Origin of the sequence: Casimicrobium huifangae, from assembly GCF_009746125.1 — a bacterium.
GTDB lineage: Bacteria > Pseudomonadota > Gammaproteobacteria > Burkholderiales > Casimicrobiaceae > Casimicrobium > Casimicrobium huifangae.
The window spans coordinates 2,966,492-2,988,883 of the sequence record NZ_CP041352.1 but is presented as its reverse complement, the minus strand read 5'-3'; the positions used below and the strand labels follow the sequence as shown (position 1 = coordinate 2,988,883).

18 protein-coding genes are annotated in these 22,392 nt (G+C 62.3%); 16 read left to right on the top strand and 2 right to left on the bottom strand.

From position 1 onward, the window contains the following. Positions 1-3 precede the first annotated feature (3 nt). From narH to FKL89_RS13440, 6 genes are all read left to right on the top strand, one after another. Positions 4-1,527: a nitrate reductase subunit beta gene (gene narH / locus FKL89_RS13465; protein ID WP_156863304.1), complete on the top strand. Its 1,524-nt coding sequence runs from the start codon at positions 4-6 to the stop codon at positions 1,525-1,527. A gap of 3 nt (positions 1,528-1,530) precedes the next feature. Further along, on the top strand, positions 1,531-2,226 hold the full coding sequence (narJ, locus tag FKL89_RS13460; RefSeq protein WP_181955196.1) for a nitrate reductase molybdenum cofactor assembly chaperone: 696 nt from the start codon (positions 1,531-1,533) through the stop codon (positions 2,224-2,226). Beyond that, complete coding sequence (gene narI / locus FKL89_RS13455) at positions 2,223-2,954, top strand: respiratory nitrate reductase subunit gamma (protein WP_156863303.1); 732 nt, start codon at positions 2,223-2,225, stop codon at positions 2,952-2,954. The genes narJ and narI overlap by 4 nt, the downstream gene beginning before the upstream one ends. A gap of 161 nt (positions 2,955-3,115) precedes the next feature. Further along, positions 3,116-3,934, top strand: coding sequence for a peptidylprolyl isomerase (locus tag FKL89_RS13450; RefSeq protein WP_238363605.1), 819 nt, complete (start codon positions 3,116-3,118; stop codon positions 3,932-3,934). A gap of 21 nt (positions 3,935-3,955) precedes the next feature. Then, the gene (locus FKL89_RS13445; RefSeq protein ID WP_156863301.1) at positions 3,956-4,645 is read left to right on the top strand and encodes a carbonic anhydrase; all 690 of its coding nucleotides are present in this window, start codon (positions 3,956-3,958) and stop codon (positions 4,643-4,645) included. Between the two features lie 108 nt (positions 4,646-4,753). After that, the gene (locus tag FKL89_RS13440; protein ID WP_156863300.1) at positions 4,754-5,434 is read left to right on the top strand and encodes a Crp/Fnr family transcriptional regulator; all 681 of its coding nucleotides are present in this window, start codon (positions 4,754-4,756) and stop codon (positions 5,432-5,434) included. 85 nt (positions 5,435-5,519) lie between these two features. On the opposite strand, the gene FKL89_RS13435 is transcribed toward FKL89_RS13440, so the two are convergent. Together FKL89_RS13435 and FKL89_RS13430 are read right to left on the bottom strand one after the other, a co-directional pair. Then, entirely contained in the window at positions 5,520-5,858 is a 339-nt protein-coding gene (locus FKL89_RS13435) for a c-type cytochrome (protein ID WP_156863299.1), read from the bottom strand. An 11-nt stretch (positions 5,859-5,869) separates the two neighbouring features. Then, positions 5,870-7,588 carry a nitrite reductase gene (locus tag FKL89_RS13430; RefSeq protein WP_156863298.1) on the bottom strand — a complete coding sequence of 573 codons (1,719 nt, stop codon included), beginning with the start codon at positions 7,586-7,588 and terminating at the stop codon, positions 5,870-5,872. 268 nt (positions 7,589-7,856) lie between these two features. Between FKL89_RS13430 and FKL89_RS13425 the strand changes: the two genes are divergently transcribed. The 10 genes from FKL89_RS13425 (at position 7,857) to FKL89_RS13380 (ending at position 22,370) form a co-directional block, all read left to right on the top strand. Further along, positions 7,857-9,836: a TonB-dependent receptor plug domain-containing protein gene (locus FKL89_RS13425; protein WP_156863297.1), complete on the top strand. Its 1,980-nt coding sequence runs from the start codon at positions 7,857-7,859 to the stop codon at positions 9,834-9,836. A 29-nt stretch (positions 9,837-9,865) separates the two neighbouring features. Next, positions 9,866-11,113: an NAD(P)H-dependent flavin oxidoreductase gene (locus tag FKL89_RS13420; protein WP_156863296.1), complete on the top strand. Its 1,248-nt coding sequence runs from the start codon at positions 9,866-9,868 to the stop codon at positions 11,111-11,113. Between the two features lie 4 nt (positions 11,114-11,117). Beyond that, positions 11,118-12,428 (top strand): NnrS family protein, encoded by a 1,311-nt coding sequence (locus FKL89_RS13415; protein ID WP_156863295.1) that lies wholly within the window; start codon positions 11,118-11,120, stop codon positions 12,426-12,428. Positions 12,429-12,562: 134 nt separating this feature from the next. Next, positions 12,563-15,481, top strand: a complete 2,919-nt coding sequence (locus tag FKL89_RS13410) for an adenosylcobalamin-dependent ribonucleoside-diphosphate reductase (RefSeq protein ID WP_156863294.1) — start codon at positions 12,563-12,565, stop codon at positions 15,479-15,481. Beyond that, a complete protein-coding gene (locus tag FKL89_RS13405; protein WP_156863293.1) occupies positions 15,478-16,053 on the top strand; it encodes a hemerythrin domain-containing protein in 576 nt (191 codons plus the stop codon). The genes FKL89_RS13410 and FKL89_RS13405 overlap by 4 nt, the downstream gene beginning before the upstream one ends. 260 nt (positions 16,054-16,313) lie before the next feature. Beyond that, a complete protein-coding gene (locus FKL89_RS13400) occupies positions 16,314-17,705 on the top strand; it encodes an aminotransferase (protein ID WP_156863292.1) in 1,392 nt (463 codons plus the stop codon). A 15-nt stretch (positions 17,706-17,720) separates the two neighbouring features. Then, positions 17,721-17,945, top strand: a complete 225-nt coding sequence (locus FKL89_RS13395) for a hypothetical protein (RefSeq protein ID WP_156863291.1) — start codon at positions 17,721-17,723, stop codon at positions 17,943-17,945. A gap of 284 nt (positions 17,946-18,229) precedes the next feature. Continuing rightward, positions 18,230-20,443 carry a TonB-dependent receptor plug domain-containing protein gene (locus FKL89_RS13390; protein WP_162527519.1) on the top strand — a complete coding sequence of 738 codons (2,214 nt, stop codon included), beginning with the start codon at positions 18,230-18,232 and terminating at the stop codon, positions 20,441-20,443. 45 nt (positions 20,444-20,488) lie between these two features. Beyond that, positions 20,489-21,241 carry an SDR family NAD(P)-dependent oxidoreductase gene (locus tag FKL89_RS13385; RefSeq protein WP_156863289.1) on the top strand — a complete coding sequence of 251 codons (753 nt, stop codon included), beginning with the start codon at positions 20,489-20,491 and terminating at the stop codon, positions 21,239-21,241. 283 nt (positions 21,242-21,524) lie between these two features. Then, the gene (locus tag FKL89_RS13380) at positions 21,525-22,370 is read left to right on the top strand and encodes a YihY/virulence factor BrkB family protein (protein WP_156863288.1); all 846 of its coding nucleotides are present in this window, start codon (positions 21,525-21,527) and stop codon (positions 22,368-22,370) included. Positions 22,371-22,392: the final 22 nt, after the last annotated feature.

Below are 22,392 nucleotides of genomic sequence, written 5' to 3'. Positions count from 1 at the left end.
ACCATGAAAATTCGTGCACAAATCGGCATGGTGCTGAATCTCGATAAATGCATCGGCTGCCACACCTGCTCGGTCACCTGCAAGAACGTCTGGACAAGCCGTCCTGGCGTCGAGTACGCCTGGTTCAACAACGTTGAGACCAAACCCGGCATCGGCTATCCGAAAGAGTGGGAGAACCAGGACAAATGGAACGGTGGCTGGGTCCGCAAGAGTGACGGTTCAATCGAACCACGTCAGGGGGGCAAGTGGAAGCTCCTGATGCGGATTTTTGCGAATCCGAATCTGCCGCAGATTGACGACTACTACGAGCCCTTCACCTTTGACTACGAGCACCTGCACAACGCGCCCGAAATGAAGACGGCACCCACTGCGCGCCCGCGCAGCCTGATCACGGGCAAGCGCATGGAAAAGATCGAGTGGGGCCCGAACTGGGAAGAAATCCTTGGCGGTGAATTCAGCAAGCGCAGCGTCGACAAAAACTTCGACGACGTGCAAAAGGACATCTACGGGCAGTTCGAAAACACCTTCATGATGTATCTGCCGCGGCTGTGCGAGCACTGTCTGAATCCGGCGTGCGTGGCCAGTTGTCCGTCCGGGTCGATCTACAAGCGCGAGGAAGACGGCATCGTGCTGATTGACCAGGACAAATGCCGCGGCTGGCGGATGTGTGTGTCCGGCTGCCCGTACAAGAAGATTTACTACAACTGGCAGACTGGCAAGGCCGAGAAGTGCATCTTCTGCTACCCGCGCATCGAAGCGGGTCAGCCAACGGTTTGCTCCGAAACCTGTGTCGGCCGCATCCGCTACCTGGGCGTACTGCTGTACGACGCCGACCGTATCGAGCAGGCAGCAAGCACCGAACACGACCGCGATCTCTATCAGGCGCAGCTGGACATCTTCCTTGACCCCAGCGACCCGAAGGTGATCGCTCAGGCTCGTGCTGATGGCATCCCGGATGCATGGCTGGAGGCGGCGCGCAGGAGTCCGGTCTACAAGATGGCGGTTGACTGGAAGGTGGCGTTGCCGCTGCACCCGGAATACCGCACGCTGCCAATGGTCTGGTACGTCCCGCCACTGTCGCCGATTACGGCAGCAGCGAATGCTGGTCACGTGGGCACCAATGGCGAGATCCCTGACGTCAACCAGTTGCGCATTCCGGTGAAGTACCTGGCGAATCTGTTGACCGCCGGTGACACCCAGCCGGTGGTGCGTGCGCTTGAGCGGATGCTGGCGATGCGCGCCTATCAGCGCGGCAAGCATGTCGAGGGCGTGACCAATATCAAGGCACTGCAGCAGGTCAACCTGACCGAAGCCGATGTGGCCGAGATGTATCACGTCATGGCGATTGCCAACTACGAGGATCGCTTCGTGATTCCGACCACCCATCGTGAGTATGCGGAAAACGCGTTCGATGTTCGCGGTGGTTGCGGCTTTTCGTTTGGCAATGGCTGCTCCGATGGAGCCAGTAGTGCCAGCCTGTTTGGCGGCAGCAAGCGTCGCACCATCCCGATCAAGGTGGAGGTATAGGCAATGGCTGCAACTTCCATCTCAAAAAGTTTGCGGGTGCTCGCGCACTTGCTTGCCTATCCGACGCCGGAGCTGCGCCAGCATCTGCCTGAGCTCCGTCGGGCGCTGGCTGATGAAGGCGCCGTACGCGGTCGTCGCCTTGAAGAATTGACCGCCTTGGTCGACGCGCTTGACCGTCTGCCGGCACTGGACGCCGAAGCGGCCTATGTCGAACTGTTTGATCGTGGACGGGCGACATCACTGCACCTGTTCGAGCACGTGCACGGAGACTCCCGTGATCGTGGGCCGGCAATGATCGACCTGGCAAAGACGTACGAGCAGAAAGGCCTGTACCTGGCACCGGGCGAAATGCCCGATTACCTGCCAACGGTACTCGAGTTCGCATCAATGCAGCCCGTTGACGTCGCGCGCGAGTTTCTCGCCGAGATGACGCACATACTGCAGGCGATCTTCAGTGCGCTGAGTAAACGTCAAAGCGCCTATGCCTCCGTCCTCGGGGCGTTGATCGAATTGTCCGGCGGTCGCGCCGAGCGGGTGGACGTCGCTGCCGATCCAGCGCTTGACGAAACATGGGAAGAGCCGCTTGCCTTCGGCGGTTGCAGTACGAACGGGCAATCCCGTCCCGGAGCGGCACAGCCAGTGCAGCTCGTCAGAAATCACAATCCTTCGTCAACACGTTCTTCGGGAGCATCCGCATGAACTACCTCGACACCCTGCTGTTTGGCTACTACCCGTACATCTGTCTGGCGGTCTTCTTTCTCGGCAGCCTGATCCGGTTCGACCGCGACCAATACACGTGGAAGAGCGATTCGTCGCAGTTGCTGCGTGCCGGGCAGTTGCGTCTCGGCAACAACCTGTTTCACGCCGGCGTGCTGTTCCTGTTCTTCGGACACTTTTTCGGCATGCTGACACCACATGCGGTGTACGAGCACTTCATCGGCGCTGGCGCCAAGCAACTGATGGCGATGGTGAGCGGTGGCGTGGCAGGTGCGCTGGCGTTTGTCGGGTTGTCCATATTGCTGCACCGTCGCCTGACCGATGATCGGATTCGCGCCACCTCAAAGCCGAGCGACATCCTGATTTCGGTTCTGCTTTGGCTCCAGCTTGCGCTCGGGCTGGCCACCATTCCGTTCTCCGCGCAGCACATGGATGGCAGCATGATGATAAAGCTGGCGGAGTGGGGGCAGCGGATCGTCACTTTCCGTAGTGGTGCGGCCGAGTTGCTTGTCGATGCGGGCTGGGTGTTTCGCCTGCACATGTTCCTGGGCATGACGATTTTCCTGATCTTCCCGTTTACGCGGCTCGTTCACGTGTGGAGTGGTTTCGCCTCGATCAGCTACGTCTTGCGTCCCTATCAGCTGGTTCGTAGCCGTCGGATCGGCGTCGGTGAAGGTCAATCGCCCGCCTCGGCGCGCGGCAACCGTTGATCACTGCTTCAGCAACATTCAAGGAGATGATCATGCAACATGGATGTGGTTCGGGTTCTGGTACCTGCAGTTGTTCGGGGGGCGTGACATCTCCCGGGGCAGTGCTGGCGGCCGACGGTGGCAAAGCTGCCGTCGGGAGTAGTGACGCAGCGCTCGATGCGATGGTGGCGGCATTCAATGCAAGGGCGTCTGGCTACGTACCGGCTCCCACTGTCGGTGAAGTGGCGAGCGTCAATGGCATCGCGCTGCACGCCGCCGGTGATCGCCCTGACGACGACAGTTTGCGGCAACGGGCCTGCGGTGAACTGTTGCGCCAGGAGGCGATCAGGCAGGACCTGCTTGATGCCGGTGACGTCGCTGGCGACGCTGGCGCGCAGTCGGAAGCGGCGACGTCCGCCATCGAAGCGCTTCTCGATCGGACCCTGGTCGTACCGCAGCCGGATGAAGCTACCTGTCGCCGGTACTACGAGCAGAACGACAACCGCTTCCGTGCCGGCGAGCGGGTATCGCTGCGTCACATCCTGTTCGCAGTGACTCCAGGGATTGATGTCGCCCAGTTGCGGCGGCGTGCTGAAGCTGCCTTGCTCGATGCACGGTGCCGGTCCGACGACGGCGAAGACCGATTCCCGTCACTTGCCCGTGAGTTGAGCAACTGTCCGAGTGGTGCAGAAGGCGGCGTGCTTGGCTGGTTGCAGGCGCAGGACTGTGCTCCCGAGTTTGCACGGGAAGTGTTTGATCAGAGTGAAATTGGGGTCTTGCCCCGCCTTGTCCACAGCCGCTTTGGCCTTCACGTCGTCGAGGTGCTGGCCAGACAACCCGGTACGCTACTGCCCTATGAGAGTGCGAGAGGTGCTGTAGCCCAGATGCTGCAGCAACAGAGTTACGTCACGGCCGTACGCCAGTACCTCCAGTTGCTTGCGGGGAGTGCTGACATCCGGGGTGTCGATCTGGATGCGGCGGATTCGCCGCTCGTGCAGTAGTCCGGTCGGATTGCTACCGCAGTGACTGACGAGCTGCTCGACCGACTGCGGCGCTTTCACGACGACGCGTTTCCACAGTATCAGTCGCACTTCCGGGAGCTGGTTGAGGACGGTCAGCATCCGATGACCCTGTTCATCGGCTGCTCGGATTCGAGAATCGTCCCCTATCTGCTGACCGGCGCAGGCCCGGGCGAGCTGTTTCTCGTCCGCAATGTCGGTGCCTTTGTACCGCCGTATGACCAGTCGCAAGGATTCCATGGCACGGCAGCCGCAATCGAGTTTGCGGTGCTCAACCTGAATGTGAAGCGCATCGTTGTCTGCGGCCACACGCACTGCGGCGCCATCCGTGCCTTGTACGGCGAGGTGCCACGGGAGGCGCAGAACCTGGCGCTGTGGCTGGAGCTTGGTCGCGAGGCCGCGTTGCCGGTGGCTGAGCCCGGCCCCGAGGTGCTGCGACGAACCGAGCAGCGTGCGGTGGTCCTGCAGCTTGAGCGGTTGATGGACTACCCGATGGTGCGCCAGCGCGTCGAGGCAGGCAGCCTGACACTTCATGGCTGGCACTACGTTATCGAGGACGGCGAGATTCATGTGTTCGACGTTCAGCAGGGTGGGTTCGTGCCGGCGTCAAAGTCCGAACACGCTGGCACAGGACCGTACCTGACAGGGGAACCGGATCAAATGCTGGATGCGAGTGGAATTCCGTTTGCATAGCCCCCGAATGTGATGATGGTCGTCAATTGCGCAGATGGCCAGACAGAAGAAGATGCGCGCTCTGAAATTTCGTCGATAACGGAGGTTTCCGTGCCAGAACGATCACCAATGGACCCTGCGCTTTGGTTGGCGCGGCTACCGCTATTTCACGACATCGATCCACAGGCGCTTGCTCGCCTCGCTGAAAGCAGCCGGGTGCGACGCTTCGAACGAAGTGATTTTGTCTTCCGCATGGGTGATCCGTGCGACAGTTTCCACGTCGTGCTGTCGGGACAGGTAAAGCTCTTTGTGCTGTCGCCGGCTGGGCACGAAAAGGTGATTGAACTGGTTGGTCCGGGCGCGAGTTTCGCGGAAGCATTGATGTTTCTCGGTCGCCCATGCGTCGTCCATGCCCAGTGTCTGGCCGATTGCGCACTGCTTTCAGTACAGCGCAAAGCCGTGCTGGACGAGGTGCAGGCGGACAGTGGCTTCGCGTTGCGCATGCTGGCCGGGTTGTCGCGCCGGCTGCACGGCCTGGTCTCCGACGTGCAGGCTTACGCGCTGCAAAACGGGGTACAGCGGGTAATCGGCTACCTGCTGCGTGATCAGGCCATGGACGATGAGCGTGCGGATGATGCAGTGACCGTGTCCTTGCCAGTCAGCAAGGCTACGCTGGCGTCGCGCCTGTCACTCACGCCAGAGTACTTCTCGCGGGTGTTGCGCGAGCTCGAAGATGCCAAGCTGATTGAAGTGGACCGTCGCGACATTCGGATTCCCGACGTAAAGCGTCTGTCGGCCTATACCGGCTAGCGTTGCCAGCGCACCCGCGACGGCTGTCGCCCGCGACAAAAAAAGGGCGAACCCAAAGGTTCGCCCAGCTTCTGCCTTGGCAGGCCTATTGCGCGAGGATGTACTCCACGGCAGCCTTCAGGTCAGCATCCGATATCTTGTCCGGTGGATTGGGGGACATCGGTACAGGTCCGAAGGTCCCTTTGCCGCCTTCACGCACCTTCTTGCTGAGCACAGCGACGGCACCGGCCTGACCCTTGTAGCGTGCAGCGATGTCCTTGAACGAGGGCCCGACCAGTTTCTTGTCCTTGACGTGGCAGGCGACGCAGCCTGCCTTCGTCATTGCCTCTTCGGGCGTCGCACTGATCACGGGGCTCGTACCGGAGGCTGCCAACAAGGCGGCGATCGCCGTCGTGACCAGTCCTTTTGGAACGCAGGATTTCATCTGGTCACTCCCTAGTACACGTCGTGCACGGTGTTGTAGATGTTGAACTTGCCGGTTGGGGTGATGAGGCGCGGGTCCTTGATCACGGCCTTGAGCTTCAACGTCTTGTCATCAACCACGACAATCGCGCTTTCCTTGTTCTTGGCCGACCACACCGAGAACCACACTTCATCGCCAGCCTTGTTGTACTCCGGCTGCACAACGCGTTTGGCGCCGTCATCCTTGAGTCCGGCCCATTGGGCGATCGGCAGAACCTTGAAGCCCTTGTCGAGATTCTTGGTGTCGAACACTGCCACGGATTGCGAAACGGCTGCTTCCGGATTCAGGGCGGTATCGACGTACAGGTTGGTTGACTTGGGATGAGTCTTGATGAACAACGACCCGCCGCCCTGGCCCTTGACCTGTGCCACTTCCTTGAACGCGTATTGCTTGTGCTTCACCGGATCGGTGGCGATCAGCGAGATCGCTTCGTCCCCCAGGTGACTGGTTGCCCATACCGGACCAAACTTGGGATGCACAAAGTTGGCGCCACGGCCCGGATGCGGAATCTTGCTCACATCCACCAGCTTGACCAGCTTGTCTTCCTTGGCATCGACCACGGCGATCTTGTTCGACTGGTTGGCAGCCACGAGGAAATAGCGCTTGGTGCTATCCCAGCCGCCGTCGTGCAGGAAGCGCGCAGTGGCGATCTCGGTGGTCTTCAGTGCGTTGAGATCGGAGTAGTCGACCATCAGCGTCTTGCCGGTTTCCTTGACGTTGACCACAAACTCCGGGCGGAAGTGGCTGGCCACGATGCTGGCCACGCGCGGTTCGGGGTGGAACTCCTGCTTGTCGACCGTATTGCCACGGGTGGATACGATCTTGAGCGGTTCCAGCGTGTCGCCGTTCATCACCGTGTATTGTGGAGGCCAGTAGCTGCCGGCGATGGCGAACTTGTCCTCGTAACCTTTGTACTTGCTGGTATCCACCGAACGCGCTTCAAGGCCGACACGAATTTCGGCCACGTTGTCGGGCTTTTCCATCCACAGATCAATCATGTTGATCTTGGCGTCGCGACCGATCACGAACAGGTAGCGACCAGAAGCCGACACACGCGAGATGTGGACCGCGTAACCGGTCTTCACGATGTTGATGATCTTCTTGCTGTCACCATCAATGAGCGCGACTTCACCGGTGTCCCGCAACGTCGTCGAGAAGATGTTCTCGATGTTGTAGTTATTCATCTTCTTCTTGGGGCGCTTGTCCGGCGGAATGATGACCTTCCACGTCTGCTTCATCTGCTCCATGCCAAATTCCGGCGGCATCGGCGGATCGTGCTGGATATAGCGGGCGAGGATATCCACCTCTTTCTCGGTCATCTCGCCGCTGGTTTGCCAGTTCGGCATGCCGGCCGGTGAGCCGTAGGCAATGAACACCTTGAGATAGTCCGTTCCCTTGCCAAGGGTGATGTCCGGCGTCAGCGGCTTGCCGGTAGCGCCTTTACGCAGCACACCGTGGCAGCCGGCGCAACGCTCGAAGTACATCTTGCGCGCGACGTCGAATTCCGCCTGTGTCATCGGCGGCGCCTTCGGATTGGTTGCCTGATACATCGGCTCGGTGGCCAGTGGCGACGAGCCAGCCTGATACTTCATTTCGGCTTCGGTGACAGGCTTCTTGTCCTGTGCGAAGACGGCGATCGGCAATGTCGCTGCTACAGCCAGCGCGAGATATGCGGATTTGATGCGTTTCATGTTGCACTCCAGTTTCGGGTTGATCGCCATTCAGCGGAAAACTCCGTTCTCAGGCGCTGGGTGCATCGTCGACCACAGTGAGCTTCGCATCCTTGACCTGGTTTCAGAATGGCCGGCGCCCGGATGCATCGTGCACAAAGTATGCGCTGGATCAAAGTGACTGTGGAACCACCACCACTAGACTGCAAACCTGAACTGGATCAAGGATGATCGCAGAGGTGGCAGGGAAACTCCGCGGACACTTTTCCTGCAGTTGCCCCCTCCCACGATGAGATATTTTCGACCCCGACTGCTGCGACGCAGTCTTGTTCATCTTGCAGGCGCAGCGGGCGTTCTCACCACCGGTGCCGCATTCGCCGACTCATCTGCCAGCGTCGAGACGATGCAGTTGGTCGTTGTTTCGGCGACGCGCCATGCGTTGCCCGTTGCTGACGCACCGGCTGCGACAACCGTGCTCTCGCGTGAGCAGATTGAAATGAAGGCGGCCGACAATGTGCTTGAGGCTCTGCGCGGCGAAACAGGCATCACAGTCTTCGGGCGCACCATCGCTGGCCGCAAGGCGCTGGCGCTGCGCGGGCTCGATCCAAAGCACACGCTTTTTCTGGTTGACGGCAAGCGCATCAGTGCGACAGATGGTGTCATCGGACACACGGACTTTCAGCTTGACTGGGTTGCCATGCCGGAAGTCGAGCGGATCGAGGTGGTGCGAGGTCCGATGGCATCTTTGTACGGTGCCGAAGCCCTGGGTGGCGTTGTCCAGATCTTCACGCGGGCGCCATCGAAAAAGTTTGAGGCCGACGTGGCGGTTGACGCGTTCAGCGCCGACAGCGACCGGGGTGGTGACGGACACCGCGCCTCAGCACGCCTGTCGTCTCCATTGACCGACTCGCTCGCTGCGTCGCTGAGCGTCACCGACGCGAGAAGGCAGGCCATTTCCTCCGCGCTTGATCCCCGCCTGTCAGATCTTGAAGGGCGCTCACGCTTCGACGCCTCGGGCCGGCTCCTCTGGCAAGTGATACGTGGTCACAGCATTGACCTTGAACACAGGGTGGCCCGTGAAGAGCGATGGACGAATGCGATCGAGAAGAGCGGTCGGCGGCGCCTGTACGAATCCGATACCGATGTCGACCGCGATCACAGTGCCTTGACATGGAACGCCGACTGGGCTGCGACCGGCGACGCCGCGCGCGAGATCAACTCGACGATCCGCATCTATCGCACCCGTCTCGAAATGACCAATGCGCGTACCAATGGAGTCGCTGCGCTACGGCCCAACGCGCTGGATGATCGTGTGGTTGAGGCCGTACTCACCCTGCGGCCTGCTGCCGCCCATGCCGTGACCGCAGGCGCCGAGGGACGACAGGAGCGACTGACCAACGCCGGGTTACCCGGTGGCGATGCCCAGGTCAACCACAGCTCACTTTACCTGCAGGATGAGTGGAATCTGGCCCGCAACGCAACGGTCACCACTGGGCTGCGCCACGACAGTCACCAGCATTTCGGCAACCAGTGGAGTCCTCGCCTGTACGGCGTATGGCGGCTGGCGCCGGAGTGGGTACTCAAGGGCGGTTACAGTCATGGCTTCAAACCGCCCACGCTCAAACAGGTCACGCCCGGCTATCAGGAGGACGAAGGTCCTTACACCTACGTGTCGAACCCGGCGGTTCGCGCAGAGCGCAACGATGGCTTTGAGCTGGGCGCGGTGTGGGATACCGAACGCGCCGGCGTACAGGCCATGCTGTTTGACAACCGGGTGCGTGATCTGATCGTACCGCGCCTGCTGGGTGTTATCTCCGGCCGCACTACCTACGTTTTCGACAATATCGACCGCGCGAAGTTGTTGGGCGGCGAGGCGACCGCCAACGTACGCCTCGGATCGCAATGGCGACTGTCGGCGAGCTATCAATACCTCGATGCGCGTGACGGCTTTGGCCAGCGGATCGAGAAGCGGCCGCGACACACGTTCGGGGCAGCGCTTGATTGGGTGCAGGGCGCCTGGCGCGCCAATCTGCGCGCCGATTCAACAGCGGGACAGGTAATTGCCACGGCCGTTCCCGGCCAACTGTCGCAGGCGGCGCCCAGCCTCACCTACATCGGAGCCAGCGTTGCGCGCGACCTTGGCAAGGGCCTGAGGGCGGTTGCCTCGGTCAGCAATCTCACCAACATCAATCCAGCGGAGCGTTCGGCGTTGTTCACCTGGGGTGAAGCACCACGAACGTTCCGCATCTCACTGCACGCGCGCTGGTAGCCGCGCTACACACCACGGAGTTTCCCGACATGCTTTCTGCTCAACCGTCAAACCGTCTGCAATCGGCAACAGCCGATAGCTCCGCGCTCGCGCTATGGCAAATGATGGAGCAGTCAGGGCTTCGTGCACTGGCGCTGGGCGGCAGGCAGTTGTTGCCGGTTGTGCAGGGCGGCATGGGCGTTGGCGTCTCGGCGCATCGGCTGGCGGGAACGGTTGCCTCAATGGGAGCGATGGGCACCATTGCCTCAGTTGATCTGCGTCATCACCACCCGGATCTCGCCGAATGTACCCGTCAGTTGCCGATGGGGCCGGAATCGAAGGAGACAATTGACGCCGCCAACCTTGAAGCGCTTCGCCGCGAGATTGCGCAAGCGAAGGCGATTGCGGCGGGTCGCGGTCTGATCGCAGTCAACGTCATGAAAGCACTGAATGCCTACGCCGCGTCCGTGCGCACGGCGCTGGAGGCTGGTGCTGATGCCGTGGTTGTCGGCGCTGGTCTGCCGCTTGATCTGCCCGATCTGGCGCGCGATTTCCCGGCTGCCGGTCTGGTGCCCATTCTTTCCGATGCTCGTGGCGTGCAACTGATCGTGCGCAAGTGGGAACGCAAGCAGCGCATGCCGGCAGCGATCGTGATCGAACACCCGGCCCACGCAGGAGGACATCTTGGCGCAACCCGCCTGGGCGATGTACACGATGGCCGGTTTGAATTCGACGTTGTACTGCCTGCAGTGCAAGACTTCCTGCGTGGCGCGGGTCTTGAACGGACGGTGCCGGTGATCGCCGCAGGCGGCATTCGCAGCTTCGAGGACATTCGCCGCATGCAGTCACTCGGTGCAGCCGCCGTCCAGATGGGCACTGCATTCGCGGTGACGGAGGAAGGCGATGCACACCGCGTGTTCAAGGAAGTGCTGGCCGGCGCGCGCAGCGAGGACATCGTTGAATTCCAGAGCGTGGCCGGGTTGCCGGCGCGCGCCGTCCGTACCGCATGGATGCAGGGCTATCTGAAAGTGGAGTCGACGCTCAAGGCAGCAGCACACGCCAAGGCACGCTGCGCCAAGAAGTTCGACTGTCTTGTCCAGTGCGGTTTGCGCGACGGTCTTGCCGACTGGGGACAGTTCTGCATCGACAACCAGCTGGTTGCAGCGCTGCGCGGTGATCTGAAGAAAGGGCTCTTCTTCAGGGGCGCTGGCAGTTTGCCGTTTGGCGACGCGATCCGCCCGGTGCGCGATCTCTTCGAGCGCCTGCTGACACCCGCCAGCGGAACGGCTGCTGCCTGATGCGATGAAGACCATCGCCATTCAGCCTGTCGCCGTTCTTTCGAAACCTCGACCCCCGACGTCTGGCCGGACGGATCCGCCCTGGCAGTTTGCCACCTTGCTGGAGGCGCCACATCGCCTCGCCTTTGCTGCGGGGGCATTGCTGCTGGCGTTGAGCGCGCTCTGGTGGCTTGCTGCGCTGGTCGCACGCGAGATTGCTGCACCATTCGCGTGGGCGGTACCGATGCCGATCGCGCACAGCCTGCTGATGGCATTCGGTTTCATGCCGCTGTTTTTCGTCGGTTTCCTGTTCACCGCCGGCCCGCGCTGGTTGGGGATGCCGCCGGTACACGCGCGCAGCCTCGTGGTACCAGTCGCCGTCTATGCGTTTGCCTGGCTGGTCTACCTGCCCGCTGTGCACATCAACCTGTACGTGGCAGTGGGTTGCGTGGCGTTGGCGGCGTACGCCTGGAGCATGCTCGGATGGCGCTATGCGCGGATGGTCGACGCCAGCGACGCCGAGGATCGCGTGCATGCCCGCGTGGTGCGAATCGGCGTCGTGATGGGCATGGCGGCGCTGTGGACGGCTGCGTTCGCCTGCGCGACCGAATCCTGGCTGCTGCTTCGGGTCACCGTGATCGGTTCGCTCTGGGGTTGCCTCGCCATGACTTATCTAGGCGTTGCTCACCGCATGATCCCGTTCTTTACTGCGAGTGCATTGCCGTTTCTTGACGCGTGGCGGCCTATGTGGCTACTGGGGGTCTTTGTCGCAACGACCGTGACCGGATTTATTTCCGGCGTGATTGATCTGACCGTATGGCCGGCCCCGATGCTGGTGCGGATGCTGCAATTGTTGCCAGAGGCCGCTCTTGGATTGGGGCTGCTGCTCCTCGCCGTACGCTGGGGAATCGTGCAGAGTCTGCGCGTGCGGCTGCTGGCCATGTTGCACGTCGGGTTCGTCTGGCTGGGGCTGGTCTTCGTGCTGCAGGCGGTGTCGCACAGCATGCTGCTCGTCACCGACGAGAGCCGGTCGCTTGGCCTGGCGCCACTGCACGCGCTGACCATGGGCTTCATGGGGGCAACGCTGATTGCGATGGCCACACGCGTCAGTGCTGGCCATAGCGGTCGTCATCTGGTGGCGGACAACCTGGTGTGGACCTTGTTCTGGGTGCAACAAGTGGCGACGGTGCTGCGGGTGACCGCCGCGTGCTGGCCGGGTGCGCCGTCGTGGCTGACCTCGGTCGCAGCCTCGCTGTGGGCGCTGGCGACGGTGAGCTGGGCGGTCCGCTACGGACGCTGGTACGGGCGGCCACGTACGGATGGGGCGCCGGGGTAGGGGCAAGGGTGCGAGGCACTGGCTCTGCTCGCCAGTCGCGGAGGATAATGGGGTTGTCCCGACGCACGTTCACACAACGTCAGGGCAAACCTCTAGGTGTGTGGTTTTGAAGTTTGCCGCAAGGTGGAGGATGAATGACTGAATTGCTTGCTGCTGCCATAAGCGCGTCGCGTGTCCAAACGGAACCGTTGGCGCCACAGACCATCAGCGAAGAAGTATTGCTGGAGAAGTACGCGAAAGGCGACGAGAAGTCCGTCGCTGACGTGTACGCAAGGGTTGCCCGTGCGCTCGCCGAGGCTGAGCTGCCGGAGCACCGCACGCACTGGGCGCAAAAGTTTGCCGAGGCGCTGGAAGCCGGCTTCATCCCGGCGGGACGCATCCAGTCGGCGGCGGGTACCTCGCTGTCGGCCACGCTGATCAACTGCTTCGTGCAACCGGTCGGTGACTCCATTACGCACGTCGAGGATGGTCATCCGGGCATCTATGCTGCGCTGGCAGAAGCAGCAGAGACGATGCGCCGAGGCGGCGGCGTCGGCTACGACTTTTCGCGCATTCGTCCGCGCGGTGCGGCGGTCGGCAGCACGCAGTCACTGGCATCAGGGCCAGTGTCGTACATGCGGGTGTTTGACCGTTCCTGTGAAACAGTCGAATCGGCGGGTTCGCGGCGTGGTGCGCAGATGGGCGTTCTGCGTTGCGATCACCCGGACATTGAAGAGTTCATCCACGCCAAGGACGGCGGTGACCTGCGCAACTTCAACATTTCAGTCGCAGTGACCGATGCTTTCATGGAAGCGGTGGTGGCAGACGGTAACGTGTCGCTGGTGCATCGCGCAGCGCCGGGGCCGGAGCAGATCGCAGCGGGCGCCTATCAGCTTGGCGCGAGCGAGGGCGGGCTCTGGGTCTACCGTAACCTGCCAGCGCGCACGCTGTGGGACCAGATCATGCGCTCGACGTATGACCATGCCGAGCCGGGCGTACTGTTCCTCGACCGCATCAATCGCGACAACAATCTGTCGTACTGCGAGACGATCGCCACTACCAACCCCTGCGCTGAGCAACCGCTGCCGCCCAACGGCTGCTGCTGTCTGGGTTCGATCAATCTGGCGCGCTTCGTCAGCGATCCGTTTACCGCAGAGGCGAAGTTCGACGAAGCCGGCTTTGCGCAACTGGTTCGTGTCGCCGTGCGCATGCTCGACAACGTGCTCGACGTGACCGTATGGCCGTTGCCGCAACAACATGTCGAGGCGATGAACAAGCGGCGCATCGGGCTCGGCTTCACTGCGCTCGGTGACGCGCTGATCATGCTCAACCTGCGCTACGACACCCCCGAGGCGCGGGCGATGGCGACGCGCATTTCCGAGCTGATGCGTGACACCGCGTACGCCGCCTCGGTCGATCTGGCCCGGGAACGCGGGGTTTTTCCGCTGTTCAATGCCGACCTTTATCTGAGCGCACCAACCTTCGCCTCGCGCTTGCCGCAGGAACTGAAGGCAAAGATTCGCGCGACCGGTCTGCGCAATTCGCATCTGCTGTCGATTGCGCCGACAGGCACCATCAGCCTGGCCTTCGCCGACAACGCCAGCAACGGCATCGAGCCGCCCTTCAGCTGGAGCTATCTGCGCAAGAAGCGCATGCCGGACGGGACGACCAAGGAATACGCCGTCGAGGATCATGCCTGGCGGCTGTTTCACCATCTGCGCGGTGAGACGCACAAGAGCGAACCGTTGCCGCATGCTTTCGTGACAGCGCTGGAGATGAGCGCCAAGGCGCACGAAGCCATGGTGGCAGCCGTGGCGCCGTACGTCGACACGGCGATCTCGAAGACGGTGAACGTCCCGGCTGACTATCCTTACGCCGACTTTCAGGATCTGTACCTTGATGCCTGGCGGTCGGGCCTGAAGGGGCTGGCCACCTATCGACCGAATGCCATTTTGGGCTCGGTGCTGAGCACGCACGAGACGCCGAAAGCGGCGCCGGCCGCGTTGGCGAGCGATGGCGTCAACCAGCGCCTGGCGTTGAAGCGATTGCCAGCGCCGGTGCTGGCCTCATTGCGCTGGCCGGGACGGCCCGAGCTGCCCGGCGGCAACGCTGCATGGACGTACATGATCCATCACCCGTTTGGCGACTTCGCGCTGTTTGTTGGTGAACTGGCGCGCGAGGAGGGCGGTAAGCTACGCCCGTTCGAGGCGTGGGTGAACGGCGCCGAGCAGCCGCGCGGGTTGGGCGCATTGGCGAAGACATTGTCGATGGACATGCGCGCCAACGATGCGGCGTGGCTGAAACTCAAACTCGATGCGCTGGCGACGGTCAGCGAAGAGCGCGCCTTCGAGATGCCATTCCCGCCGCATGGCGAACCACGGCTGTTCCCCGGCGTCGTCGCGGCCACGGCCGCGGTGATCCGCTGGCGCTGCGACATGCTGGGCACTTTCACCGAAGACGATGCCGCGCCGACACCCGTGCTGGACGCCATGTTCAGTCGCGACGAGCCGGAGACGGGGCCGTGCGGCACGCTGGCATGGACCGTGGACATCGACAACCCGGTGGCCGGCGAGCGCTTTTCGCTCACACTCAAGGAAGTGAACCTGCCAGACGGCGAGGGTGGCATTACCACCCGGCCGTGCGCCCTTGGACTCTCGGGCAACTACCCGCGCGCACTGGATGGGCTGGCGCGGTTGCTCTCGCTCGATATGCGGGTAATTGACCCGGCATGGATCGGCATGAAGCTGCGCAAGCTCACCAACTACGCTGAGCCGCTCGGGCAGTTCATGGCCTTCGTGCCGGGATTGCCGCACGGCGCGCGACGGCAGCAGACCTGGCCGTCGACAGTCGCCTACATGGCGCGGCTGATCATCCATCGCTACGCGATGCTGGGCATCCTCAACGAGGAAGGCTTCCCGGTGCGCGATATGGGGGTGCTCGACACGCCCGAGCAGCCGGGCGTATTGCACGCATTGCCGGGCAAGACCTGCCCCGAGTGCGGCAATCCGACGATGATTCATCGCGACGGTTGCGATTTCTGCACTGCCTGCGGTTACGTCGGGCAATGCGGATGACGACATCAAGCGCAGCACTGCCGGGTTTCAGCGCGCCAGCCGCGAGCTTTGATGAGCCCTTCGCGATGCTTTCAGGCTGCCACGAGCGGGTAGAGCGCACGCTGCGCCTGCTCGCGCGCTTGGTCGAACACGTGGCAGCAAAGGGCAGCGACGCGCAAGCGCAAAGTGCGGCGAACGACGTGCTGCGCTACTTCGATATCGCAGCGCCGCGGCACCATGAAGACGAAGAACTGCACGTCTTCCCGTTGCTGCTGACGCAGGCGGATGCGGCGCACTTCGCGCTGGGCGAACATGTACGGCGCATGCAGGCCGATCATGTGCAGATGGGCGCAGTGTGGGCCGAGTTGCGCCCCCTGTTGCAGGCGGTGGCTGCGGGCGTATCGCCACCGCCGAGCCTGGGCGATTGCGCTGACCGGTTTGCGGCGTTGTACGCCAGCCACATCGACACCGAGGAGCGGCTGCTCTATCCCGCGGCAGCTGGCCTGATCGCGCCCGAGGCGCTGCAGCGAATGAGCGACGATATGCGGCGCCGCCGCGCCGCGCCCGTCCCGGCAGCGCAGGCTGCGATTTGAGCGGAGGCGCCTGGCCGTTCGCCGCCGCGCAATAGACGGCAAAGACGCTCCATCATCGGCAATAACAGCTTTTTGTTGGAACCCTCAACGGCATTGGGCTAGGCGGCCGATTTTGGCAAAAGTCGATCAGCGATGGACATTTTGAGCGTCTGCGAGTCGATTGACTAGCCGCAGGCAGCCGTTCATGTTCGGGTGGTACAGTCAAAAAATGTGCAACATTCGCTGCGCAGCCTGCGCCAGCCATCAAACCGTCACCGCTTATGACTGTCTCCACCACTGCGTCGTCGCTCGCCCGTAAGGACGTTGCCAACCACTTTCACCCCTACACCAACCTGCGCGCCATCGAGCAGGACGCGCCGCTGATTATCGTCGAAGGCGATGGCATCGAGGTGATCGACGACGCCGGCAAGCGTTACATCGAAGGCATGGCCGGGCTCTGGTGTGCATCGCTGGGTTTCAGCGAAAAGCGGCTCGCCGAAGCAGCACGGCGGCAGATGGAAGTGCTGCCGTACTACCACTCGTTCTCCGGCAAGGCGCACAACGTGGTGGCCGAGCTGAGCGAAAAGCTGATTTCGCTGGCACCGACGCCAGCCCTGCGCGACGGACGTGTGATCTTTGCCAACTCGGGCTCGGAGGCCAACGACACCGCGTTCAAGCTGGTGCGCTACTACCACAACGCCATTGGCAAGCCGCAGAAGAAAAAGGTGATCGCGCGGGTCAAGGGCTATCACGGTGTCACCGTCGCTACGGCCTCGTTGTCGGGCATCCCGATGATGCATCAGCACTTCGACCTGCCGATTGACGGCGTGCTGCGCGTGGGCTGCCCACATCCGTACCAGTTTGCGCAGGACGGCGAAGCGCCAGAGCAATTTGCCACCCGGCTCGCCGAAGAACTGGAAGCGCTGATCCTGAAGGAAGGCCCGGACACTATCGGCGGCTTCATCGCCGAGCCGATCCAGGGAGCGGGTGGCGTGATCGTGCCGCCGCCGACCTACTTTGAGAAGATCCAGCCGATCCTCAAAAAGTACGACATCCTGTTCATCGCCGATGAGGTGATCACCGGCTTTGGCCGTACCGGCAACCTGTTCGGCAGCCAGACCTTCAAGCTGGAACCGGACCTGCTGACGACCGCCAAGATGATTACGTCGGCCTATGTGCCGCTGTCGGCGCTCTACGTCAGCGGCAAGATCTATCAGGCTTGTGCCGATGCCAGTGCCAGCCTCGGCGTGTTCGGCCACGGCTACACCTATTCGGGGCATCCGCTTGGTTGTGCGGTGGCGCTGGAGACGCTGAAGATTTACGAGGAACGGCAGATCGTCGAGCACGTGCGGGCGATGACGCCGGTGTTCCAGCAGGGACTGCAGGCGTTTGCCGGGCATCCTCTCATTGGCGATGTACGCGGCGTCGGGCTGATCGGCGCCGTCGAGCTGGCGGAAGATCGCACGGCGCGCAAACCGTTCGACCCCAAACGCGGCGTCGGTGCCTATCTGGTGCGGCGGGCACAGGAACACGGCCTGATCCTGCGTGTGATGGGGGGCGACATCATTGCCTTCAGTCCACCGCTGATCATTACCGAGGCGCAGATCACCGAGATGATGACGCGCTTCGCGCGGGCGCTGGACGACACGGCATCGTGGCTGAAGGGCGTTTGAAAGGCAATACGAGTCATGGAACTGAAACTGACCCTCACTGCCACCGCACAGAAGCTCATCCGCAAGACTGAGTTCACGTTCTCCACCAATGCCGATCCCGGCATGACCATGCCGCAGGTGGGCGACATGATGCGGGTGACGATGGACGAGCCACCGGTGTTTTTCAAGGTGATCCAGCGTGCCTATGACTTCACCACGTCGCCGATTACCGTGACGCTGGTGCTTGGGGCGCCGGACTAGGCCGCTTTCCCGGACCCGCGTATCGCGCCTGTCCGTCGTTCGTCGCACGGTTACGTTTGCTTACATTCGCACCGTCGGTCGATCCCTACAATCTGGAACTTGTCGTACCTCTTTCGGGAATAGGGCGAGCCGCCCGCACTTCAGCGGCGGCCTCGGTCCATCTCCATCCGTTGCTCCGTTCCATGCCACCATTTTTTCTACGCGCCCTCGCGCTCGCCGTTGCCTCGAGCTTTTCTTGTCCCGTTCTGGTCTCTGCGCAGAGCACTCCCGCCGCGCCGGCGCCCGTGCCAACTGCGTCTGAGCCTGCACCGCCAGTTGCTCCGCCTGCACCAGCAGAAAATGCCCAGCCGCGTCGCAGTCCTGCGGGCGCGCAGCGCGTCGAGCAGGTGGAAATTACTGGCAAGAACACCGGCACCGATGAGCGCCGCAACTCGACAGCGGCCAAGATCGTCATCACGCGTGAGGACATAGAGCAATACGGTGACAGCAATCTTGGCGACGTGATGCGGCGCCTTCCCGGCGTCACGTCCGGTGGTCGCCCCGGCCGGCCTGGCCCACCCGCGATGCGGGGCATGGGCGGCGGCTTCACGCAGATCCTGATTGACGGCCAGCGCATCCCGCCGGGCTTTTCGATTGAGCAGTTGTCGCCCGACCAGGTTGAGCGCATCGAGATCTACCGGGCGCCGACGGCCGAGACCGGTGCCCGCGCCATTGCCGGCACCATCAACATCATCCTGCGTGAGCCGCTGCGCCAGACCAACAATGACCTGCGACTGGCCATTGCCTCTGAACGTGGCCTGGTGGTGCCGGAGGCATCATGGACACGCAACGATACTTTTGGCGACAACGGCACCTACAACGCGACGCTGACCGCCCGCACCCGTCACCAGTACAACGACAGCCACAATCGCACCACCTACGTCGATACCGCCACCGGCAAGACGACACTGGATGACGAAACCGTCAGCCACAGCGAGGAGAAGGGGCAGAACCTGTTCGGCAATGTCCGCTGGCAGTGGCGGCTTGGCAACGGTGAGCAGTTCGGTGTGCAACTCCTCGGCGGCCACAGTACGTCCGACAACAAGGGCAGCACCAACCTGACCGAATACACCGGCCCCGGTGCAGCCTATGCTTTGAGCCAGTACAAGTTCGACGGCAACTTCGACTTTGCCCGCATCAACCTCAATCTCAACAAGCGGCTCAACGACACTACCCGCTACGAGCTGCGCGGCGGCTTCGGCGGCTTTCAGTCCGACACTGACTTGCGCGTCAATCAATATGACGCGGCAAGTTCGCTGTTGCGACTGCAAACGACGGAAGCTAGTGTGCGTGATCGTGGTGGTGCCTTCTCTGGCAAGGTCGTACACAACACGCCGGGTGACAAGAGTCATGCCATCACTGCGGGATGGGACATGGAAGGGCTCAAGCGCCGCGAGAACTCGGTAACGCTGCTCAACGGCGTGCAGCAGCTTGAAGACCTCGGCACCGTGTTTGACATCTCGACGCGACGTCTTGCCTACTACGTGCAGGACGAATGGGATCCGGCGCCGAACTGGTCCGCCAACGTTGGCTTGCGCTACGAGGAAATTCAGACAAAGAGTAGTTCGGCGGAAGACGGCTTTGTGAACACCAGCCGGGTGCTGACGCCGCTGGCGCACGTGGTCTGGCGTTTCGCTTCGCCGCGGCGTGATCAGGTGCGCCTGAGCCTGACGCAGAGCTATCGTGCGCCGAATGTCGGCCAGCTCACGCCAAAGCCGACGCTGTCGGTCAGCTACCCGGTACCCGGCTCGAATTTGTACACGGCGCCAGACCGAGCCGGCAATCCAATGCTCAAGCCCGAGCGCGCCAACGGCCTTGATCTGGCCTACGAGCATTACCTGTCTGCGGGCGGCATCATGTCGGCCAACTTGTTTGCCCGGCAACTGCATGATGTGATCCGCAACGTGACCTCACTGGAGGACGTGTCATGGGCCAGTTCACCGCGGTATGTCAACCGGCCGCAGAACCTCGGCGACGCAAAGACCTACGGCATCGAGCTGGAGGCAAAGTTTCGCGTCAATGAACTGATGGCTGACGCCGGCGCGCTCGGTCGTCTCAGCGTCAAGATGAATGGCAGTTTCTACACGTCGAAGGTGGCTGCGATCCCCGGCCCGGACAACCGCATCGACGGCCAGCCCGCCTTCACCGGCAATTTGGGCCTCGACTATCGCTTTACTGGCGTACCGCTGGCGATCGGCGGCAACCTGGCGTGGACGCCGTCGTACGAAGTGCAGCAAACCGAGACGCAGCGGCAGAAGCTCTCCACCAGGCGGGTGTTCGACGCCTATGCAACGTGGAACTTCACACCGGGCACGAGGCTCCGGTTCTCGGCGTCGAATATCGCGCCGCTCGATTCGGTGACGCAGACCACCAACTTCGAAGGCAACATTCGCCAGAGCACGCTTGGCGTGGCGCGCACCTATGTCAACTACGCTTTGCGGCTGGAAGTGCGGCTGTAGCGGGCTGTTCGTATTGGAGGCGTATCGCCCGCCTACAATCAATGCATGGCGAACACCAAGAAAACCCTGCTGCTGACCGGTGCCTCGCGCGGCATCGGGCACGCGACGGTCAAACACTTTCATGCCGCCGAGTGGCGGGTCATCACCGTGTCGCGCCAGCCGTTCGACAAGATCTGCCCGTGGCCGCAGGGGGAGAAGGATCACATTCAGGGTGACCTCAACGATGTCGAGCACTACGATGCCATCATTGCCAGCATCCGCGCCAAACTTGCTGAACCGGAGACCGGGGGGCGCCTCGCCGCGCTGGTCAACAACGCTGGCATTTCGCCCAAACTGCCGGGCGGCAAGCGCATGGGCGTGCTTGATACCGATCTCGCGGCCTGGCAGAACGTTTTCAACGTCAATCTGTTCGCCACGGCGCTCTTGGCACGTGGTTTGTTCGAGGAGCTGAAGGCCGCGCAGGGCAGCGTGGTGAACGTCACCTCGATTGCTGGCTCCAAGGTACACCCCTTCGCTGGCGTGGCCTACGCAACATCGAAGGCCGCTCTTGCCGCGCTGACGCGCGAGATGGCACACGACTTTGGCCCACACGGTGTCCGCTGCAACGCCATCGCGCCGGGCGAAATCGATACCTCCATCCTGTCACCGGGGACTGCCGACATTGTCGAACGCGAGATTCCAATGAAGCGCCTTGGCAAGCCAAGTGAAGTGGCGCAGTTGATCTATTTCCTGTGCACGTCGCAGAGTTCTTATGTCAACGGGGCCGAGATACACGTCAACGGCGGCGAGCACGTCTGATGTCGGGTATGGCAGGGCGTGATGCTGCGTTGCGCGCCGGCTTGTGTACGTCAAGTACACGTCGCCGACGCGCGCCTTGCCTGACGCCCCGCCATACCGGACATCCCGCGTTGCCAATCGATGGCGGCTGGAACTGGACGCCATCTGGCGCGATGGCTGGCGTACCTGACGTACGCCGCGTCGACGCGCGCCTTGCCTGCCGTCCGCTCACGACGCGCATGCTTGAGATCTGGCACTCCCGCCGAGCATGTTGCTGCCGGCCCCTGTCGCCCCTCCTTGACCCATGACGCTCTGGCATGCGCTGCGCCGCTACTTCAAGGGAGACGGCCTGGTCTTCTCAGGGTATCTGGCGTTCCTCACCCTGCTGGGCATCTTGCCGGCCCTGGCGATCCTCTTCTGGCTATCGCAGCAGAGCGTGCTGATTCGCTCGGCTGACGGTGCCCTGCGTGATTTCCTCTACAGCAACCTGTTCCCAGACGCGGCGCGCCAGGTGATGGGGGTTGTCGACAAACTGAGGGCCAACGCGCGTGGCCTCGGGCAGACTGGTGTCATCATTGTTGCGGCTGACCTCGTTCTGAAGGCGCTCACGCTCAACGCTGCGGTTGACCGCATCTGGGGCCCCGCGCGACGCAGCATCTGGGGGTATGTGCGCGGCGTGCTGGCGGTGCTGGTGGCATTGCCGCTATTTGTCGGCGCGCTGGCGTGGTTGCTGCAGTTTCTGGAGTTGTTCGTCGTTCGCCTGATTCCCGGCGCCGAGAGATTCACTCACTTTGTCTTTGACCCGATCCAGATTGGCGCGCCACTGGTACTGGGGCTGACGCTGCTCTACCGCTGGGTGCCGGTGAAGGTGCACACCTGGCGTTCGCCGGTGATCGTCGCGTTCTGTGTCACCCTGCTGGTGGTCGGTGCCCGTTTCCTCATCGGGCACTATCTCGCTCAGGCGCAGCAACTGAAATCGCTGTACGGCGCATTCATTGCCTTTCCGCTGCTGATGATCACGATTTTCGTGATCTGGGCGCTGGTACTTTACGGGGCTGCGCTGGTGGCGGAGGGGTTCGGCAGCCAATGGCGCTGGCCCGGTGCCAAAAAGACACGGCCGAAGCGGACAGACCTGGTCAGCACGAAGTGATGACCGCCTCCGCAGACATTCC

Excerpts from the sequence above, each read along its gene's own strand:
- narH (WP_156863304.1), top strand. The coding sequence starts at position 4 with ATGAAAATTCGTGCACAAATCGGCATGGTGCTGAATCTCGATAAATGC.
- narJ (WP_181955196.1), top strand. The coding sequence starts at position 1,531 with ATGGCTGCAACTTCCATCTCAAAAAGTTTGCGGGTGCTCGCGCACTTG.
- narI (WP_156863303.1), top strand. The coding sequence starts at position 2,223 with ATGAACTACCTCGACACCCTGCTGTTTGGCTACTACCCGTACATCTGT.
- FKL89_RS13450 (WP_238363605.1), top strand. The coding sequence starts at position 3,116 with ATGGTGGCGGCATTCAATGCAAGGGCGTCTGGCTACGTACCGGCTCCC.
- FKL89_RS13440 (WP_156863300.1), top strand. The coding sequence starts at position 4,754 with ATGGACCCTGCGCTTTGGTTGGCGCGGCTACCGCTATTTCACGACATC.
- FKL89_RS13435 (WP_156863299.1), bottom strand. The coding sequence starts at position 5,858 with ATGAAATCCTGCGTTCCAAAAGGACTGGTCACGACGGCGATCGCCGCC.
- FKL89_RS13430 (WP_156863298.1), bottom strand. The coding sequence starts at position 7,588 with ATGAAACGCATCAAATCCGCATATCTCGCGCTGGCTGTAGCAGCGACA.
- FKL89_RS13425 (WP_156863297.1), top strand. The coding sequence starts at position 7,857 with ATGAGATATTTTCGACCCCGACTGCTGCGACGCAGTCTTGTTCATCTT.
- FKL89_RS13420 (WP_156863296.1), top strand. The coding sequence starts at position 9,866 with ATGCTTTCTGCTCAACCGTCAAACCGTCTGCAATCGGCAACAGCCGAT.
- FKL89_RS13415 (WP_156863295.1), top strand. The coding sequence starts at position 11,118 with ATGAAGACCATCGCCATTCAGCCTGTCGCCGTTCTTTCGAAACCTCGA.
- FKL89_RS13410 (WP_156863294.1), top strand. The coding sequence starts at position 12,563 with ATGACTGAATTGCTTGCTGCTGCCATAAGCGCGTCGCGTGTCCAAACG.
- FKL89_RS13405 (WP_156863293.1), top strand. The coding sequence starts at position 15,478 with ATGACGACATCAAGCGCAGCACTGCCGGGTTTCAGCGCGCCAGCCGCG.
- FKL89_RS13400 (WP_156863292.1), top strand. The coding sequence starts at position 16,314 with ATGACTGTCTCCACCACTGCGTCGTCGCTCGCCCGTAAGGACGTTGCC.
- FKL89_RS13395 (WP_156863291.1), top strand. The coding sequence starts at position 17,721 with ATGGAACTGAAACTGACCCTCACTGCCACCGCACAGAAGCTCATCCGC.
- FKL89_RS13385 (WP_156863289.1), top strand. The coding sequence starts at position 20,489 with ATGGCGAACACCAAGAAAACCCTGCTGCTGACCGGTGCCTCGCGCGGC.
- FKL89_RS13380 (WP_156863288.1), top strand. The coding sequence starts at position 21,525 with ATGACGCTCTGGCATGCGCTGCGCCGCTACTTCAAGGGAGACGGCCTG.